Annotated in this window: 15 protein-coding genes; all 15 read right to left on the minus strand. The window is 55.0% G+C overall.

All coding sequences use genetic code 11. The annotated features are described in order from the left end of the window. Positions 1 to 3,234 carry a translation initiation factor IF-2 gene (gene infB / locus D7M11_RS00460; protein WP_120745184.1) on the minus strand — a complete coding sequence of 1,078 codons (3,234 nt, stop codon included), beginning with the start codon at positions 3,232 to 3,234 and terminating at the stop codon, positions 1 to 3. Further along, entirely contained in the window at positions 3,227 to 3,559 is a 333-nt protein-coding gene (locus D7M11_RS00465; protein WP_120745185.1) for a L7Ae/L30e/S12e/Gadd45 family ribosomal protein, read from the minus strand. Before D7M11_RS00465 ends, infB begins: the two co-directional genes overlap by 8 nt. Then, positions 3,543 to 3,860, minus strand: a complete 318-nt coding sequence (gene rnpM, locus D7M11_RS00470) for an RNase P modulator RnpM (RefSeq protein WP_120745186.1) — start codon at positions 3,858 to 3,860, stop codon at positions 3,543 to 3,545. Before rnpM ends, D7M11_RS00465 begins: the two co-directional genes overlap by 17 nt. Before the next feature lie 60 nt (positions 3,861 to 3,920). Next, positions 3,921 to 5,018: a transcription termination factor NusA gene (nusA, locus tag D7M11_RS00475; RefSeq protein ID WP_120745187.1), complete on the minus strand. Its 1,098-nt coding sequence runs from the start codon at positions 5,016 to 5,018 to the stop codon at positions 3,921 to 3,923. 36 nt (positions 5,019 to 5,054) lie between these two features. Next, positions 5,055 to 5,516 (minus strand): ribosome maturation factor RimP, encoded by a 462-nt coding sequence (gene rimP / locus D7M11_RS00480; protein WP_120745188.1) that lies wholly within the window; start codon positions 5,514 to 5,516, stop codon positions 5,055 to 5,057. A 183-nt stretch (positions 5,517 to 5,699) separates the two neighbouring features. Further along, positions 5,700 to 10,010 carry a PolC-type DNA polymerase III gene (locus tag D7M11_RS00485; RefSeq protein ID WP_120745189.1) on the minus strand — a complete coding sequence of 1,437 codons (4,311 nt, stop codon included), beginning with the start codon at positions 10,008 to 10,010 and terminating at the stop codon, positions 5,700 to 5,702. A 162-nt stretch (positions 10,011 to 10,172) separates the two neighbouring features. After that, complete coding sequence (gene proS, locus D7M11_RS00490; RefSeq protein WP_120745190.1) at positions 10,173 to 11,621, minus strand: proline--tRNA ligase; 1,449 nt, start codon at positions 11,619 to 11,621, stop codon at positions 10,173 to 10,175. Positions 11,622 to 11,725: 104 nt separating this feature from the next. Beyond that, on the minus strand, positions 11,726 to 12,988 hold the full coding sequence (gene rseP, locus D7M11_RS00495) for an RIP metalloprotease RseP (protein ID WP_120745191.1): 1,263 nt from the start codon (positions 12,986 to 12,988) through the stop codon (positions 11,726 to 11,728). A 128-nt stretch (positions 12,989 to 13,116) separates the two neighbouring features. Continuing rightward, a complete protein-coding gene (locus D7M11_RS00500) occupies positions 13,117 to 14,262 on the minus strand; it encodes a 1-deoxy-D-xylulose-5-phosphate reductoisomerase (RefSeq protein WP_120745192.1) in 1,146 nt (381 codons plus the stop codon). Between the two features lie 29 nt (positions 14,263 to 14,291). Beyond that, positions 14,292 to 15,086, minus strand: coding sequence for a phosphatidate cytidylyltransferase (locus D7M11_RS00505; RefSeq protein WP_120745193.1), 795 nt, complete (start codon positions 15,084 to 15,086; stop codon positions 14,292 to 14,294). Positions 15,087 to 15,112: 26 nt separating this feature from the next. Beyond that, a complete protein-coding gene (locus tag D7M11_RS00510) occupies positions 15,113 to 15,877 on the minus strand; it encodes an isoprenyl transferase (RefSeq protein ID WP_120745700.1) in 765 nt (254 codons plus the stop codon). Positions 15,878 to 15,950: 73 nt separating this feature from the next. Beyond that, positions 15,951 to 16,505 (minus strand): ribosome recycling factor, encoded by a 555-nt coding sequence (frr, locus tag D7M11_RS00515; protein ID WP_120745194.1) that lies wholly within the window; start codon positions 16,503 to 16,505, stop codon positions 15,951 to 15,953. Beyond that, positions 16,505 to 17,233 (minus strand): UMP kinase, encoded by a 729-nt coding sequence (gene pyrH / locus D7M11_RS00520; protein ID WP_120745195.1) that lies wholly within the window; start codon positions 17,231 to 17,233, stop codon positions 16,505 to 16,507. The genes frr and pyrH overlap by 1 nt, the downstream gene beginning before the upstream one ends. A gap of 123 nt (positions 17,234 to 17,356) precedes the next feature. Then, positions 17,357 to 18,007 carry a translation elongation factor Ts gene (gene tsf, locus D7M11_RS00525; RefSeq protein ID WP_120745196.1) on the minus strand — a complete coding sequence of 217 codons (651 nt, stop codon included), beginning with the start codon at positions 18,005 to 18,007 and terminating at the stop codon, positions 17,357 to 17,359. A 138-nt stretch (positions 18,008 to 18,145) separates the two neighbouring features. Further along, positions 18,146 to 18,844: a 30S ribosomal protein S2 gene (gene rpsB, locus D7M11_RS00530; RefSeq protein WP_120745197.1), complete on the minus strand. Its 699-nt coding sequence runs from the start codon at positions 18,842 to 18,844 to the stop codon at positions 18,146 to 18,148. Between the last annotated feature and the right edge of the window lie 227 nt (positions 18,845 to 19,071).

Here is a 19,071-nt window from a genome sequence, read left to right on the forward strand (position 1 = left end):
TCACCTTTCTACGGTTTCCATCACGAACGCTTCAATGACGTCGCCTTCGCGGATATCGTTGTACTTCTCGATGGAAATCCCGCACTCGTACCCTTGCGCTACTTCGCGGACGTCGTCCTTAAACCGCTTGAGCGAGTCGAATTTGCCCGTAAATACGACGATCCCTTCGCGAATGAGACGCAAATCCGCGGAACGCGTAATTTTGCCGGAAGTGACCATACAGCCGGCGATCGTGCCGATTTTGCTCACTTTGAACAAGTTGCGCACTTCGGCTTGACCGATTACGACTTCCTTGAATACAGGGTCCAGCATGCCCTTCATCGCGTGCTCGATTTCCTCGATCACTTTGTAGATGATGCTGTGCAGGCGGATATCGACCTTCTCCTGATCGGCGGTTGCCATGGCGGCAGGCTCCGGACGAACGTTGAAGCCGATAATAATCGCGTTGGAGGCGGACGCAAGGATAATGTCCGATTCCGTGATCGCCCCTACGCCGCTGTGAATGATTTTCACGCGAACGCCTTCGACTTCGATTTTCTCCAGCGAGCCTTTGAGCGCCTCGACAGACCCTTGAACATCGCCTTTGATAATGACGAACAAGTCTTTCATTTCGCCATCTTTAATATGCTTATACAAATCGTCAAGCGTAACGCGGCTGTTCGCGCCCATCGTCGACTGTCGGTGAGTCGTATTTCTTCTCTCCGCAATCGCTCTCGCTTTCCGCTCGTCCTCGAAAGCAAGGAGCGGATCGCCGGCTAGCGGCACTTCCGTGAGACCGGTAATTTCCACAGGCGTGGACGGGCCCGCTTCTTTTAAACGGCGTCCCTTATCGTTTACCATCGCGCGTACGCGGCCGAAGCAAACGCCGGCAACGAACGCATCGCCGATCTTGAGCGTTCCGTGCTGGATCAGAACGCGTGCGACAGGACCTTTTCCTTTGTCCAGCTCGGCTTCGATAACGGTACCGCGGGCGCGCTTGTTCGGATTGGCTTTGAATTCCTGAACTTCCGCGACAAGCAAAATCATTTCCAGCAGCTCTTCCAGGCCGGTCCGCTGCTTCGCCGAAATGTTGACGAAAATCGTGTCGCCGCCCCACTCTTCCGGAACGAGTTCATACTCGGTAAGCTCTTGCTTGATTTTATCCGGGTTCGCATCCGGCTTGTCGATTTTGTTCACGGCTACGATGATCGGCACGCCCGCTGCTTTGGCATGGCTGATGGCCTCCACCGTTTGCGGCATGACGCCGTCATCCGCCGCGACGACGATAATCGTAATATCCGTCACCTGAGCCCCGCGCGCGCGCATCGATGTGAACGCTTCGTGACCCGGAGTGTCCAGGAACGTAATTTTTTTGTTTTTGATCTCGACCTGATACGCCCCGATATGCTGGGTAATGCCGCCCGCTTCGCCTTCCGTAACGTTCGTCTGGCGGATTGCATCAAGCAGCGTCGTTTTCCCGTGGTCGACGTGTCCCATGATCGTCACAACCGGCGGACGTTCGATCAGATCGGCCTCGTCGTCCTTCTCTTCAATCGTCTCAAAGTTGTCTTCCTCGACCGGAAGCTTCACTTCAACGTCGACTTTGAACTCGCCTGCTACGAGCAGTATCGTATCCAGATCGAGCTCCTGGTTGATCGTCGCCATTGTGCCGAGCAGGAGCAGCTTTTTAATAACTTCAGACGCGTCTTTATGAAGCAGCTTGCACAAATCGCCTACCGTCATCGTTCCGCGAACGATAATTTTCTTCGGCGTATTGTCGATTTTCTCCTTGCGGACGTTGTCCTGCTGCCCAAAGCGGCCTCTGCCGCCTTTGCCGCCCCGATTGTTCGCTCCGCCGGACCGATTTCCTTGCCCCGGCTTCGGCTTCTTCGCCCGGCCCTGACTGAGGTTGATATCGTCCAGGTTTTCAGTGCTGGTACGGAACACTACCGCTTTATTGAACCCAGGTTCGTTGTTTTTGAGTGCGCCGCCTCTATCCCGGTCTTGATAACCGCGATCGCGGTCGGTACGAGGAGCAGGCGGACGAGTACCGGCAACTGGAGCTGTCGATGAAGCGACCGGAGCGCGGCTGGCGCCTCCTTGGCCACCGCCTTGCGGACGGCCTCCTTGGCCGCTGCCTTGCGGACGATCACCGTACGGACGGCCTCCTTGACCGCTGCCTTGCGGACGGCCTCCTTGACCGCTGCCTTGCGGACGATCGCCGTATGGACGGCCTCCTTGACCGCTGCCTTGCGGACGATCGCCGTATGGACGGCCTCCTTGACCGCTGCCTTGCGGACGGTCGCCGTATGGACGGCCTCCTTGGCCGCTGCCTTGCGGACGATCGCCGTATGGACGGCCTCCTTGGCCGCTGCCTTGCGGACGGTCGCCGTATGGACGGCCTCCTTGACCGCTGCCTTGCGGACGGTCGCCGTACGGACGGCCTCCTTGACCGCTGCCTTGTGGACGGTCGCCTTGTGGACGGCTTCCTTGGCCGCTGCCTTGCGGACGATCGCCGTATGGACGGCCTCCTTGACCGCTGCCTTGCGGACGGTCACCGTATGGACGGCCTCCTTGACCGCTGCCTTGCGGACGGTCACCATACGGACGGCCTCCTTGGCCGCTGCCTTGCGGACGGTCGCCGTACGGACGGCCTCCTTGACCGCTGCCTTGCGGACGGTCACCATACGGACGGCCTCCTTGGCCGCTGCCTTGCGGACGGTCGCCGTACGGACGGCCTCCGTCGTTGCGACGCTCGCCTCCCTGGCTTCCTTGCGGACGGTCGCCTTCTTGACGGCGCTCGCCTCCTTGGCCTCCTTGCGGACGGTCGCCTTCTTGACGACGCTCGCCTCCCTGGCTTCCTTGCGGACGATCGCCTTCTTGACGGCGCTCGCCTCCCTGGCCTCCCTGCGGACGATCGCCTTCTTGACGGCGCTCGCCTCCTTGGCCTGCTTGCGGACGATCTTGGCGCTCGCCGCCATGATTGTCTTGCCCTTGACGTCTTCCTGCGCCTCCGCCTTGCGAAGATGCGGACGATCCCGAGTTCTCGTTTCCTGCCCGTTTGGCAGCCGCGTTAGCTTTAACGTCGCGGAAAAATTTCTCTACTTTGTCGACCGAATCGTTTTCCATTACGCTCATATGGTTGTTTACCGGCACATCCAATCTTTTTAAAATCGTAATAATTTCCTTGCTGCTCATATTTAAAGATTTGGCATATTCATAAACCCTCAATTTATCCTTGTCTTGATTACTCAATAGGTTCCACCTCCGGGGGTTTTACGAGACACGGCCTGATCAACTGTGCGAATCCTGAATCGAGAACGGCGACGAGCACTCGCGCTTCTTTGCCGATAGCGCCGCCGAGCTCGTAGCGGTTAAAGCATTCGAACAATTCCACATTGTAGTGTCTGCATTTATCTTGAAACTTTTTACGCGTATTGGCCGACGCGTCTTCCGCCAAAACAACGAGACGAGCCTGTCCGGAACGGACTGCCCCCAGCACGCCCTCGTCTCCGAAAGCGAGTTTCCCCGCCCGCATCGCGAGTCCCAAATAAGATAAGGCTTTACTCTGCTTGTTCATCGATTTTACCACAACTTACCGATTTATATTTATCCTGCACGGCGGCAAACGACCGCTCCAGCTCGTCATACTGCTCCGGCGTGAGGTTTACTTTTAAAGCCCGCTCGAACGCTTTTGTTTTTCTCGCTTTTTTGAACGCTTCGGCATCTCCGCACAGATAAGCGCCGCGCCCGTTCTTTTTACCGGACGGGTCCAGCTCTACCTGCCCTTCCGGCGTACGAACGATGCGGAGCATTTCCCGTTTCGACAATGACTTTTGGCATACGATGCATTTGCGCTGCGGTACTTTCCTTACTTTCACGGCGATCCCCACCCATTCTATAAATTAGCCAGGTACGAACGCTCGCGAGGTGACGCCGGCTTAATCGATGCTGACCGAGTCTTGCGGCAGCTCCTCGCCGAAAGTACGCGGCCGGCCCAGCTCCTGTTCGGCCTGCGATTCGCTCTTGATGTCGATTTTCCAGCCGGTCAGCTTGGCGGCGAGGCGGGCGTTCTGCCCCTTGATGCCGATCGCGAGCGAAAGCTGATAGTCCGGCACGATGACGCGGGCCATCTTCTCCGCCTCGAATACGTTCACCTCAAGCACCTTGGAAGGACTCAGCGCATTCGCTACATATTCCTCCACGTTTTCCGACCAGCGAACGATATCGATTTTCTCACCGCGAAGCTCGCTTACGATCGTCTGTACGCGCGTTCCTTTCGGACCTACGCAGGAGCCGACCGGATCGACTTCCGAGTTGCGCGAATAAACCGCGATCTTCGAACGGAACCCGGCTTCTCTGGCGACGGAACGGATCTCCACGACGCCGTCGTATATTTCCGGCACTTCCAGCTCGAACAGACGCTTCAGCAGCCCCGGATGCGTACGAGACAAAATAATTTGCGGCCCTTTCGTCGTATTCTCGACCTTTGTAATAAACGCCTTGATCCGGTCCTGATGCTTGAACTTCTCGCCCTGCATCAGCTCGCTGAGCGGAAGAACCGCTTCCACTTTGCCGAGATCGAGATACAGGTTGCGCAAATCTTGACGCTGGACCGTACCGGTAACGATATCTTCCTCGCGGTCGATGAACGCGTTGTAGATGAGGCCCCGCTCCGCTTCGCGAATGCGCTGCGTGACGACCTGCTTGGCGGTCTGGGCGGCGATCCGGCCGAAATCGCGCGGAGTGACTTCGATCTCCACGATATCGCTGAGCTGGAAGCTCGGATTGATTTCACGTGCCGCATGCTGCGATATTTCCAGACGGGGGTCGAGCACATCGTCCACAACCGTCTTGCGCGCGTACACTTTAATAAGTCCGGTATGACGGTTAATATCCACTCTTACGTTTTGCGCCGTATTGAAATTGCGCTTGTAGCTTGAGATCAGGGCCGCTTCGATCGCATCGATCAACACTTCCTTCGCAATTCCCTTCTCCCGTTCGATATCCGACAGTGCTTCGATAAATTCCATGTTCATGTTTTGGGAATTCCCCCTTTCGTTGGCTAGAAACGGTTAAAACAAAATGGCCATACGAGCGCTTGCGATTTTGTCGGCCGGAATTTCCGTCTTTTTATTTAACACCTGCACGACAACCCCATGCTCTTCCTTGTACTCCAGCAGCTTGCCTTCGAACTCCTTGGCTCCGCCTATAGGCTCGTAGGTGGTAATGAAGACGTTTTTGCCGATCGCACGAACGAAATCATGCGGCTTTTTCAGCGGCCGTTCCGCGCCGGGCGACGAAACCTCAAGGAAGTATGCAGTCGGAATCGGGTCCTTCTCGTCGAGCTTCTCGCTCAAAAACTCGCTGATTCGCGAGCAGTCGTCAATATCGATCCCGCCCTCTTTATCTACAAACACGCGAAGGAACCAGTTGCTGCCCTCCTTCACATACTCGATGTCCACCAGCTCGAACCCTTCCTGCTCCAGAAACGGTGCAATCATTTCCTCCACGGCCGTTTTGATTTGCTGTGCCATGGTCGACCTCCTCTGCTACTTACGCCGGGTAGCCCTCCGAATGTGCGCCAAAACGTAAAGAGTGGGTTTCCCCACTCTCCTGTCGCGCCGATCTATCCATTCTCATTATTGCCAGAAATGATTATACCATAACAGTTGTTTCCTTACAACCAGTTTCAGGACGGCCCGATCGGTACAAAACCGTTAAAACAAAGAAAGCTGGTTCGATTCCGGGAGGCCGCGGAAGCATCCCATCGTGCCGAGTAATTCGACGATTGTCTTTGTCGCCTTCGCCTTCGTCTGAAAATCTTCGATCGACAAAAACGGACCTTCTTCGCAAGCGGCGGCAATGTTGCGGGCCGCATTTTCGCCGACCCCCTGAATGGAGGAGAACGGCGGAATGAGCGAGTCGCCGTCGATTTTGAACCGTGTCGCGTCGGAGCGATACAGATCGATGCTCTTGAACGAAAATCCGCGGGCCGTCATCTCAAGCGCCATCTCGAGCACCGACACCATCGCTTTTTCCTTCGGCGCCGCCTGAAACCCTTTCGCCTCGATCTCGATCAGCTTCGCCTTGATCGCCTCGTACCCCTGGCAGGTCAGCTCGATATCGAAATCCTCCGAAGCGCGGACCGAGAAGTACGTCGCATAAAATGCGATCGGGTGGTAGAGCTTGAAGTAAGCCGTACGTACGGCCGATATGACATAAGCGGCGGCATGCGCCTTCGGGAACATGTACTCGATCTTCAGGCATGAATCGATGTACCACTTCGGCACGTTATGCTTCTTCATTTCCTCGATCCACTCGTCCGTCAGGCCCCGGCCCTTCCGTACGCTTTCCGTTATTTTGAACGCGAGCCCCGCATCCAGCCCGGCTTTGTAAATAAGATATAGCATAATGTCGTCGCGGCAGCCGATAACGGTTTTGATATTGCACGTGTTGCTCTTGATCAGTTCCTGAGCGTTGCCCAGCCATACGCCGGTTCCGTGGGAGAGACCGGATATTTGCAGTAAGTCGGCGAATGTCGACGGCTGCGTTTCCTGAAGCATCTGGCGGACGAACTTGGTCCCCATCTCGGGAATGCCGTAGGTCGCGACCGGGGAACGGATCTGCTCCGGCGTGACGCCAAGCGCATTGGTCGAGTTGAACAGGCTCATCACCTTAGGATCGTTCATCGGCAGCGTCGTCGGATCGATGCTCGTCAAATCCTGAAGCATCCGCATCATCGTCGGATCGTCGTGTCCGAGGATGTCAAGCTTGAGCAGGTTTTCCTCAAACGCGTGGTAGTCGAAATGTGTCGTTTTCCATTCCGCCTTAGTATCATCCGCCGGATACTGCACCGGGGTCACGTCTTCCACTTCAATATAATCGGGGACGACGACGATCCCCCCCGGATGCTGACCCGTACTGCGCTTTACTCCGGTGCATCCCGCGGCAAGGCGGAGCACTTCGGCCGTGCGCCACTTTTTGCCTTGCTCCTCTTCGTACTTTTTCACGTAGCCGAACGCCGTTTTCTCCGCCACCGTTCCGATCGTTCCCGCCCGGAACACGCTTTTATCGCCGAACATGACCTTCGTGAAGTTATGCGCCTCGGGCTGGTAATCGCCGGAGAAGTTAAGGTCGATATCGGGAACTTTGTCGCCCTTGAAGCCGAGAAACGTTTCGAACGGAATGTCCTGGCCTTCGCCCTTCAGCTTCGCTCCGCAAGTCGGACAGTCCTTGTTCGGCAGGTCGAAGCCGCTCGGGATGCTGCCATCCAGGAACCATTCGCTGTGCTTGCACGAGGCGCATGTATAATGCGGCGGCAGCGGATTAACTTCCGATATGCCCAGAAACGTAGCGACGACGGACGAGCCTACGGACCCCCGCGATCCTACCAGATAACCGTCCGCATTCGACTTTTTCACGAGCCGTGCGGATATGAGATAGTTCGCAGAGAAGCCGTATTCGATAATCGGCTTCAGTTCCTTCTCAAGCCGCGCTACGACAACTTCGGGGATCTCATCTCCGTACAGATCGCGAGCGGTCTGGTAGCACGTATTCCGGATTTCTTCCTCCGCCCCTTCGATAATCGGAGTAAACAGTTCCTTAGGAAACAGGTCGTACTTCTCGATCAGATCGGCGAACAGATTCGTGTTCGTGACGACCGCCTCGTACGCCTTCGCCTCACCCAAATGTGCGAACTCCTCCAGCATTTCGCGGGTCGTCCGGAAATGCACATCCGGCTTTTTCATATCTTTAAGCGGACTGAATCCGGTAATACCGTTAATCGTAATATCGCGATGAATTTTTTCGCGCGGATGCAAGTAATGCACGTTGCCGGTTGCGATAATCCATTTGCCCTGCTTCTCCGCGATTTTTACGATGCGGCGGTTCGCTTCCTCCAGCTCCAGCCGGCTGCCGACGAGCCCTTTGTCGACCAGATGCATGTTGACCCCGATCGGCTGCACCTCGAGCACGTCATAAAACTCGGCCACCTGCTCCGCTTCCTCCACCGACTTGTTCAGCACCGCCTCGTAAAACTCGCCTTTTTCGCAGCCGGACGAAATAATCAGTCCTTCCCGGTGCTCGATCAGCTTGCTCTTCGGAATGCGCGGCACTTGCTTGAAATACTGCGTGTGAGACATCGAAACAAGCTTGTACAGATTCTTTTTGCCAGTGGCGTTTTTGGCATACAAGCAGCAGTGGAACGGGCGAACGTTGGACAAATCTTTGCCCACCTCGGCGTTCAGCTCCCGCAGCGTCTGTTTCCCCGCCTCAGCGGCGTCCTTCAGCATATGGAACAACACTTGCCCGAGCGCTGCCGAGTCGTCTACCGCGCGGTGATGGTTGTCCAGGCTGACCTTGAACTTGTCGGACAACGTGTTCAGCCTGTGGTTTTTGAGCGTCGGATATTGAATCCGCGCCAGCTCGAGCGTGTCGAGCACCGGATTCGTCATAAGCGGCAAGCCGAGACGTTTGCAAAACTCCTGAATAAACCCGATATCGAACCGCGCATTATGCGCCACAAGAACCGAGCCCTGCGCAAACTCGATAAATCGCGGCAGCACGTCCTCCAGTTCCGGCGCCCCCACTACCATATCGTCGGTAATATGCGTCAGTTGGCTGATATGATACGGAATTTTCTCGTGCGGATTAACGAACGATTCGAACTTGTCGATCACCTTGCCGTCCTGCATTTTGACCCCGGCCAGCTCGATAATTTTGTTGTTAATGACCGAAAGCCCGGTCGTCTCAATGTCGAATACGACATAAGTCGCCTCGGCAAGCGATTCGTCCGTTTCGTTGAAAACAACCGGCACGGAGTCGTTTACGACGTTCGCTTCCATGCCGTATATCATTTTGATGCCGTGTTTTTTGGCCGCTTTATTCGCCTCGGGATAAGCTTGCACATTGCCGTGGTCGGTAATGGCGATCGCCTTGTGGCCCCACTTGGCGGCGGTTTTGATGTATTCGTCAATCGGCGTGACGGCGTCCATCGTAGAAAGCGTCGTATGGAGATGCAGCTCGACCCGTTTCTCCTCGGCATCGTCCTTGCGCTCCGGGGGAGCTACCACTTCGGTCAAGTCGCCGGGAATCATGACGAGCTCCGGCACCATCATGAAGCGGTCGTATTCCACCTTGCCGCGGGCACGTATCCATTTGCCGTTGGCCAGCAAGCCGAGAATTTTGAGATCTTCCTTATTGCGGGCGAACGCCTTCATCATGATCGAATCGGAGAAATCGGTCAGCTTGAACTCGAAAAGCGTGTTGCCGTTTCGCAGTTCTTTTTTGTCCAATCCGAATATAAGCCCCTGGACTGTCACCTTCTTCTCTTCTTCCAAAACGTCCTTGATCGGCACCGGAGGATCTTTGATCTCGTAGCCGATCATCAGCTTGAGCTCGCCTTCAGGCACTTCCGGCAGTTCGGCCTCCTGATCGACGGAAGTCATGATTTCCTGAATGACGCTCCGTTCTTCCTCTACGACGCGCTGCGCGAATTTCTCAAATTCTATCGTTCCTGTCTCGCTCATGGCCAGCTTGACGATATACTTGCGGCTGAAGTTTTCCTCGTAAAAGCGCTGCACCCAACCGTCGATGCTGCGTTTTTTGGCCATCTCAAGCCCGATCGCGTCAAGCATCCGCAGCGTTACGACGCCTCCGGCCACCTCGTATTTCGCTTTGCCCATCCAGCCGTTGACGGAAGCCGCCTCCCGCTGAACCCATTCCAGAAACAAGCCCCAATATTCGCTAACTACCGTTTCATCGGCGACCGAGCCATCGTACTGGACGACAAAGCGGGTACCGGCGATATGCGCGAACTTGGCACGTACCATCTGGATCAACGACCGGTATATGTCGAGCGGGAGGAGCGTCGTTTTGTTTATGTAAAACGTCCATTCCCGATTGCTCCGGCTGCATTCCACCCGCTCGATAAAACCGTCGGCAAAATAAGAAGTAACGACAGAACCCGGCACTTCCGCTTGCTGCAATAAAAGCTCGAATCGCTTCCTTTTGTCCGCTGCGCTGCTCATTCTTTTCCCTCCCACAGTCAAAAGCGAAGCCGCCCTGATGATCTTATTGCTAGATTGCTAGATTGTTAGATTACGAGATTCGAGGCTAAAAAACAGCCCCAAAAAGCGAAGTTAAGCTCGGGAGCTTAGCCTGATCCCTTCTTGGGGCTGCTTGCCGGCAAATTAGTAAGACTTTCCGAAAACGACCGTGTGCTTGGCTTTCTCGCCGCACACGAGACATTTCGTTTTATGCTCCGCAGGCTCGAACGGAATGTTGCGGCTCGTTGCACCGGCTTCTTCCTTGACCTGGCGCTCGCAAACATCCGAGCCGCACCAGCCTGCGAGCACGAAGCCGCGCTGAGCGCCCATAAACGCCTTCACCTCGTCCAGCGTATCGAACGCTTTGAAGTTGCTCTCCATAAACGTTTTGGCGTTATTGTACATAGCGTCGTGAACTTCGTCCAGCATTTTGCTGACTTCTTGAACGATGTCATCCAGCTTCACCGGCCGCTTCTCGCCGGTTACGCGGGAAACGAGGACGGCTTGTCCGTTCTCCATATCGCGGGGACCGAATTCGATGCGGATCGGCACGCCGCGCATTTCGTATTCGTTGAATTTCCAGCCCGGGCTCTGGTCGGGACTATCGTCCAGCTTGACCCGAATGCCGGCGCGTTTCAATTCGTAGAACATCTCCTCGGCGCGCGGCACGACTTGATCCCGCGTCTTCGAAGGCCCGATCGGAATGACAACCGCTTGGGTCGGCGCTACTTTCGGCGGCAGAGCGAGCCCGCGGTCGTCGCCGTGAACCATAATCAAGGCGCCGATCAGACGGGTGCTGACTCCCCAGGACGTCGTATGTACGAATTGCTGCGTATTGTCTCTGTCCAAATATTTTATATCAAAAGCTTGCGCGAAGTTAGTGCCCAAATAGTGGGAGGTTCCCGCTTGAACCGCCTTGCCGTCCTTCATCATCGCTTCGATCGAATACGTGTCCACCGCTCCGGCAAACTTCTCCGACGGCGTCTTTTGTCCCATAATGACCGGTATGGCCAGGAAGTTTTCGGCGAAATCCCGGTATACTTCCAGCATTTGCATCGTTTCTTTGCGGGCGTCCGCCTCGTCCTCGTGAGCCGTATGACCTTCCTGCCACAAAAATTCGGTCGTCCGCAAAAACGGCAAAGTGCGCTTCTCCCAACGAACGACGTTGGCCCATTGGTTGATCAGCACCGGCAGATCGCGGTACGAGTTGATCCAGTTCGAGTACATATGCCCGATCATCGTTTCCGAAGTCGGTCGAATCGCCAGCCGCTCCTCCAGCTTCTCTCCGCCCGCCTCGGTGACCCAGGGCAGCTCGGGATTAAAGCCCTCTACATGCTCTTTTTCCTTCTGAAAGAAGCTCTCCGGAATGAACAGCGGGAAATAAGCGTTGCGGTGGCCGGTTTCCTTGAATTTGCGGTCCAGCTCGCGCTGGATGTTCTCCCATATTTCATAGCCGTCCGGGCGCAGCACGACGCATCCGCGAACCGGCGAATAGCTCATCAGCTCGGCTTTGCTGATGGCGTCGATATACCAGCGGGAAAAGTCTTCGCCTTGGGGCGTAATTTCTTTTACGAATTGCTTTTCTTTGGACATGGTTAGCAATCTCCTATTCAACGCTACTATGGCAGCCTGCACGGCACCACAAACCTAAACAGCAGGACACAAGACCCTCTTGTGTCCTGCCGGCTTATATTCGGTCAGCCTTTGATCAAACGCAAAATGTCGTTATAGGTTACAGCGATCATCAGCAGCATCAGCATCGCAAAGCCGACAAAATGAACCATGCTTTCCCGGCCCGGATCAACGGGACGTCCCCGAACCGCCTCGAAGGCGAGGAAGACGAGACGGCTTCCGTCGAGCGCAGGAAACGGCAGCAGGTTGAAAATGCCGAGATAAAGGCTCATGATGGCAGCCCAAAACGTATACTGCGCGATGCCGGCGCTGGCATGTTCGCTTGTTACTTCCACGATCCGCACCGGACCGCCGAGATCGTCGAGCTTGAACTGCCCTAGGACAAGCGTTTTGAATCCGGTCATAATCTGCTTGCTCGCTTCGAACATATTCGTCCATCCGCCGGTAACCGCTTCTCCGAACGACGGATTCCGTTTATCGGATGTCAGCCTGACACCGACGAGCGGAATGTTGTCTTCCTTGATCTCGGGCGTAACCTGAATTTGCTGCTCCTTGCCGCCGCGAACGATCGTCCAATCCATCTTTTTGTTCGCCGAGGCGCGGATGAGCCTGGTAAGCTCGCTTGTATTGTCCTTGATCGGCTGTCCGTTTACTAATGTGATGACGTCACCGGCTTGAAGCCCTGCCTTGAGCGCAGGAGACTCCGGCTCTACGCGGTCGATCTTCACATTGGTCGGCATCCCGGCCAGGAACATGACAACGATGAACAAAACAAGCGCCAAAATGAAATTCATGAACGGTCCGGCAAAGATCGAAAGCGCCCGCTGGCCGACGGTCTTGCTGCCGAACTGCCGGTCCCACGGAGCGATCTGCGTTTCTTTACCCTTTGTGATCATGAATGCCTGCGGATGAACCGCATAGGTCAGCTTTTCTCCGTCTACGTCGAGGGAAACCGAGAGCTCTCTTTCCAGATCGATGCGTTCTACCGCGCCCTGCACAACACCGGTTCGCTGATCGAGCTGGTCCAGGTAAATACGGCTGACTCGGCCCTGCTCGAGCTCGACTGCTATCGTCTGGCCGGGCTGGACTTGCACGATTTCCGGATCTTCCCCGGCCATTCGCACAAAACCGCCGATCGGCAGCAATCTCAGCGTATACCGGGTCTCTCCGCGAACGAACGACAGCAGCTTCGGACCGAAACCGATGGCAAATTCGCGAACAAGAATGCCGGCTCTTTTGGCGAAATAAAAATGTCCCCATTCATGTATCGTAACGAGCACGAAAAACAGGAGCACGATCTGAAATATAACCTGAGGTGACAAAAGCATCTTCCTCCCGCGGCAATGCGATTTAGAGCTTTCCGCTTATTCGTTTTTGCTTGTACTAAGATTAACATTATTCTTTACTATAATACAAGCTTGCCGCCGGGATCAGAACTGCCCTCCACCAACTAACGTCATTTTCCGTAATTGTTTGCCGCCGCTCGCGCCCATTCCTCGATTTCGTCGATCTGCTCCAGTGTCGGTGACGCTATGACCTGGTGCCGCCCGAGCACCTCCTCGATCACCTGTTCGATATCGAGAAAAGCGATGTCTCCGGCAAAAAAACGCGACACGGCAATCTCGTTCGCCGCGTTGTAAACGGTCGTTGCCGTTCCTCCCGTTTTACCGCATTCGAAGGCCATCCGCAAAGCCGGGAAACGCTCCAGATCCATTTTGCGGAAATGAAGCTTGCCGAGCTCGGTCAAATCAAGCGACTCCGCTGGAGACACAAGCCGCTCGGGATATGTAAGCGCATACTGGATCGGAACCCGCATATCCGGAAGTCCCATCTGGGCGATCATGCTGCGATCCTCGAACTCCACAAACGAGTGAATGATGCTCTCGGGATGAATAACGACTTCGATACGCTCATACGGGACATCGAACAGCCAGTGGGCTTCGATCACTTCGAGTCCCTTGTTCACCATCGTGGCGGAGTCGATCGTAATCTTCGCTCCCATCGACCAGTTCGGATGCGCCAGCGCCTCTTTCACCGTCACCCCGACAAGCTCGTCCCGGGTACGATCGCGAAACGATCCGCCGGATGCGGTCAACATGAGCTTGCGCAGCGCCGACGCCGGCTCGCCGTTCAGGCACTGAAAAAGGGCGGAATGCTCGCTGTCCACAGGCAACAGCTTGACGCCTTTCCGTTTCGCCGCGGCGGTAACGAGATGTCCCGCGCTCACGAGCGTCTCCTTGTTAGCCAGTCCAATCTGCTTGCCTGCTTCAATAGCCGCAAGCGTCGGCTTGAGTCCCTGGCTACCGACGATCGCCGTGACGACAACGTCCGCGTCATTGCCTGACGCTGTTTCGATCAGTCCTTGCGGGCCGTGCAGAACGGCCGTTCCAGACGGCATATGCGAAGCTATCTGCTCTGCCAGCTCTCTGGTCGCAACCGCTACCTGCTTCGGGCGAAACCGGTTTGCCTGTTCGATGAGCAGTTTCGCGTTATTCCCCGCCGCCAGCGCCTCGATCTGAAAACGCTCCGGGTAACGGGATATGACGTCCAGCGTTTGCGTGCCGACCGAGCCGGTGCTGCCTAGTATAGAAACTCGTTTCAAAAACGTCCACCTCATCTGCTTGGAATCGGTTATTGCGGAAGAAGCGACAACAATTGCACGAACGGAAATACGATCAGCCAACTGTCGCAGCGATCCAGTACGCCGCCGTGTCCCGGTAGAATCGAGCCGGTATCCTTGATGCCGCGAATCCGCTTATAAGCCGATTGAATCAAGTCTCCTAGTTGACCTACCACGGCAATCACAAGACCGAGTCCGATGGCCCGGCCCCACGTAAGCAGGTCAGGGGCATATATGGAAAAGAGAAGGGCAACCACGACGGAGATGACGACTCCGCCCAAAGCGCCTTCCACCGTTTTTTTCGGACTGATGGTCGGCCATAGCGGTCTTTTGCCAAATGCCCGGCCGCAAAAATAAGCGCCGGAGTCGGTCGCCCAGATGCACACAAACGTCAGCAGCGTCCAATAAAGCCCGTGATCTCCAAGCCGCGTCGAAATCATGTAATGGAACCCTGTGCCGATATAAAGGACTCCCAGGAACACGAGCGCGATCTGGTCGATCGTTACTTTATTTTTCGAGATGACCGTCAGCGCGAACAAAAGGAACAGCGCCAGCCATATGGCCGATTCCGGTGCAAGCGCACGCAGATCGGGATAGCTTTCCCACGGAAACGCGATGTAAAGCGTGCCGGCAAAGCCGAGCAGCCCGGTGAGGCGAAAGGGCGGATGACCGTTCATCCGCGAATATTCGTAATAACCGACGGCCGCCAGTACCAGAATCAAGCCGGCAAAATACAGCTTGCCGACAAAAAGGACGGCCAGAAATCCGGCGCCGGCAATAAGGCCGGTCACAAGTCGTTGTTTCAAGCGATCTCCTCCGTAGGGTACGCGCCTTACAAGCCGCCGTAACGCCTTGCCCGACGCTGGTATTCGCACACCGCCTGCACCAGGTGTCTTTCGGTGAATTCCGGCCAGTAAATGTCCGTAAACCAAAGCTCGGAGTAAGCCATTTGCCAGAGCAAAAAGTTGCTGATTCGAATCTCTCCGCTCGTGCGAATGATAAGATCCGGGTCTGGCAGCGCCCCCGTCAGCAGCCGGTTCGAAATCAGCTCCTCGGAAATGTCCTCCTGCTTCAGCTCGCCTTGCCGCACCTCGCTGGCAATATCGCGAACCGTTTGGACGATCTCGTGCCGGCTTCCGTAATTAAGCGCGAAGTTAAGGATGAGACCGGTATTATGCTTCGTGCGTTCGATCGCCTTTTCCACCGCTTCCAGCGTATGGGCCGGCAATCCTTCCTTCCAACCCGTCATCCGGACCCGGACATTTTTCTCGACCAGCTCGTCCAGTTCGATGGACAGGAACTCTTGAGGCAGCTTCATCAAGAAGTCGACCTCATCACGGGGCCGCTTCCAGTTTTCGGTGGAAAACGCGTACAGTGTCAGCACCTCGACACCGATCTCGTCAGCTGCGATCGTAACCCGTTTGACGGCTTTCATTCCGGCGTGATGGCCGGCAATACGCGGCAGGCCGCGCCCTTTTGCCCATCGTCCGTTGCCGTCCATAATGATGGCGACATGCTTCGGCACATTATCCGGCATCAGCTCGAAAGCTTCTTCCCTCTCAAGGTCGGATCGAGTCCGTTTGAAAAGATGGAACATGATTGATTCCCCACCCTTGTTCGAAGCGAACACAAAAATCCCCCTTTAGGAACGGGGGGCCGATTTGTAGCTGTCACACTTCCATAATTTCTTTTTCTTTGCCTACGAGCACTTTATCGATTTCCGCGATAAATTTATCGGTCGCCTTCTGAATATCGTCCTGATGACGGCGGGATTCGTCCTCCGAGATCGTCGACTTCTCCAGCTTTTTGATGTCCTCGTTCGCGTCGCGGCGAATGTTGCGGATCGCTACCTTCGACTCTTCGCCGTATTTTTTCGTCATTTTGACAAGCTCGGCACGGCGCTCTTCCGTCAGCGGTGGAATGCTGAGGCGTATCGAGCTTCCGTCGTTCGAAGGCGTCAGTCCCAGCTCCGACTTGAGAATCGCTTTTTCAATCGCGCTTAGAGAGGACTTGTCCCACGGCTGAATCATAATCGTGCGGGAGTCCGGCGTATTGATGTTCGCCAGCTGGTTCACCGGGGTCATCGAACCGTAATATTCAACTTGAACGCGATCGAGCAGCGCAGGAGTAGCCCGGCCGGCGCGCAGGCTGGCAAGCTCCTTTTTCAGCGAAGCGATCGCTTTTTCCATCCGGTCTTCGGCAGACTTCTTGATCGATTGTGGCATTACTCCACACTTCCTTTCACGATCGTTCCGATTTTGTCGCCCAAAATGGCTCTTCTAATGTTACCGCGCTCCGTAATCGAAAAGACGAGAAGCGGGATGTTGTTATCCATGCACAACGACGATGCGGTGGAATCCATAACGCCGAGGTTTTTATTGAGCATTTCCATATAAGTTAGCGTTTCGAACTTCTCTGCGGTCGGGTCCTTGAACGGATCGGCGCTGTATACGCCGTCGACCTTGTTTTTCGCCATAAGAATGACTTCCGCTTCGATTTCGGCTGCACGCAGCGCCGCCGTCGTATCGGTGGAGAAATAAGGATTACCGGTACCGGCTGCGAAAATGACGACGCGCCCTTTCTCCAGATGGCGAATCGCTCTGCGGCGAATGTACGGCTCCGCGACCTGCTGCATCGTAATCGACGTCTGCACCCGCGTAGGAACCTCGATCTGTTCCAAAGCATCTTGCAAAGCGAGCGAGTTCATGACTGTCGCAAGCATCCCCATATAATCGGCGGTCGCACGGTCGATGCCTTTAGCGCTTCCGGCAATACCGCGCCAGATGTTGCCTCCGCCGACAACGATGGCCGTTTCCACGTTCAGATCGTGGATGTCTTTTACTTGCGCCGCGATTTCCGCGATCATCTTCGAGTCGATCCCATAGCCTTGCTGGCCGGCGAGCGCTTCCCCGCTAAGCTTGAGCACCACTCGTTTATACTTCGGTCGTTCCAATAGGGTCTCCTCCTATGCAGCTTTCCGTTACAAAATAAGGAACACCGCGTGTTCCTTATTCCAGACTATGATGCGACAACCAATACCAGAAAAAGCGGCGGTATTGGTTGTCTGCGAACGACCTTATTGTTTCACTTGAGCCATAACTTCTTCAACGAAATTGTCTTGCTTTTTCTCGAGGCCTTCGCCAAGCTCGAAACGTACAAAACGGCGAATCGAAATTTTCTCGCCGATCGTAGCTACTTTTTCGTTCAGCAGCGTGTTGATCGTTTTGTCCTGGTCTTTGATGAACGCTTGCTCGAGCAAGCAGTTTTCTTCGTAATACTTGCTCAAACGGCCTTCCACCATTTTGTCAACGATGTGAGCCGGCTTGCCTTCGTTAAGCGCCTGGTTTCTCAAGATTTCGCGTTCTTTGTCAAGTGCTTCTTGCGGCACTTCTTCGCGACCGACGTACAGCGGGCTCGTTGCCGCGATTTGCATAGCGATGTCGCGAACGAATTCGCGGAACGAATCGGTTTTGCCTACGAAGTCGGTTTCGCAGTTGACTTCGACGAGAACGCCGATGCGGCCGCCTGCGTGAATGTACGACTCGACTGCGCCTTCCGTTGCAACGCGGTCGCCTTTTTTCGCTGCAGCCGCAAGTCCTTTTTCACGAAGGATTTCAGAAGCTTTCGTCAAATCTCCGTTAGCCTCTTCCAAAGCTTTTTTGCAATCGAGCATGCCTGCTCCTGTTTTTTCGCGCAATTCTTTTACTGCTTGTGCCGTTACTGCCATTCGCCTAGACCTCCTTTGTTTTTCCCGTTGTCCGTTTTCCGTACCAACGAGCCTAGCCTATTATATTTATTCTCTTCAAAAAAGGGCGACGAGAGGTTAAATAACCTTCACCACCCTTTTTTTGTCCATCGATTTGAATTAAGCTGTTGTTTGCTCGCCTTGGTGAGCTTCTACGACTGCGTCGGCAATTTTGCCTGTGAGCAGTTTAACGGCGCGGATCGCGTCGTCGTTGCCCGGGATAACGTAGTCGATTTCGTCCGGGTCGCAGTTCGTGTCAACGATACCGACGATCGGAATGCCCAATTTGCGCGCTTCTGCAACTGCGATGCGCTCTTTGCGCGGGTCGATGACGAACAGGGCGCTAGGCAAAGCTTTCATATGTTTGATGCCGCCGAGGAATTTCTCGAGGCGTTCCATTTCTTTGCGAAGCAAAATGACTTCTTTTTTCGGAAGCAGTTCGAACGTGCCGTCGTTTTCCATACGCTCAAGATCGTGCAGGCGGTTAACCCGCTTCTTGATCGTATCGAAGTTCGTCAGCGTGCCGCCGAGCCAGCGTTGGTTGATGTAATACATGCCGCAGCGCTCTGCTTCTTCTTTTACGGAGTCTTGCGCTTGTTTCTTCGTTCCTACGAACAGGATCGTGCCGTTGTCGTCAGCGACCGATTTTACGAAGTTGTACGCTTCTTCCACTTTTTTGACCGTTTTTTGCAGGTCAATAATGTAAATGCCGTTTCTTTCGGTGAAGATGTAACGATCCATTTTCGGGTTCCAGCGACGAGTCTGATGACCGAAGTGTACCCCAGCTTCGAGAAGCTGCTTCATGGAGATTACTGCCATCTTCACGCACCTCCTTGTAATTGGTTTTGGGTTTCCGCCGCCTTTCGCATCTTCCGTTGAGACTCCTTCCGAACGAGTCGGTCTCCTGCGGTTAAGCGGAGCTGTCGGAGCACCTTCAGCGGAATTAAAAGGCGTGTGTGGTTTGACACCGAGAATTACTATACCACAAATGAAACACGGTTTGCAACAAGGTTCGCATCATCGGGTGTTTTTTGTCCCCGTTTCGA

Source organism: Paenibacillus ginsengarvi, from assembly GCF_003626695.1.
Lineage (GTDB): Bacteria > Bacillota > Bacilli > Paenibacillales > NBRC-103111 > Paenibacillus_AB > Paenibacillus_AB ginsengarvi.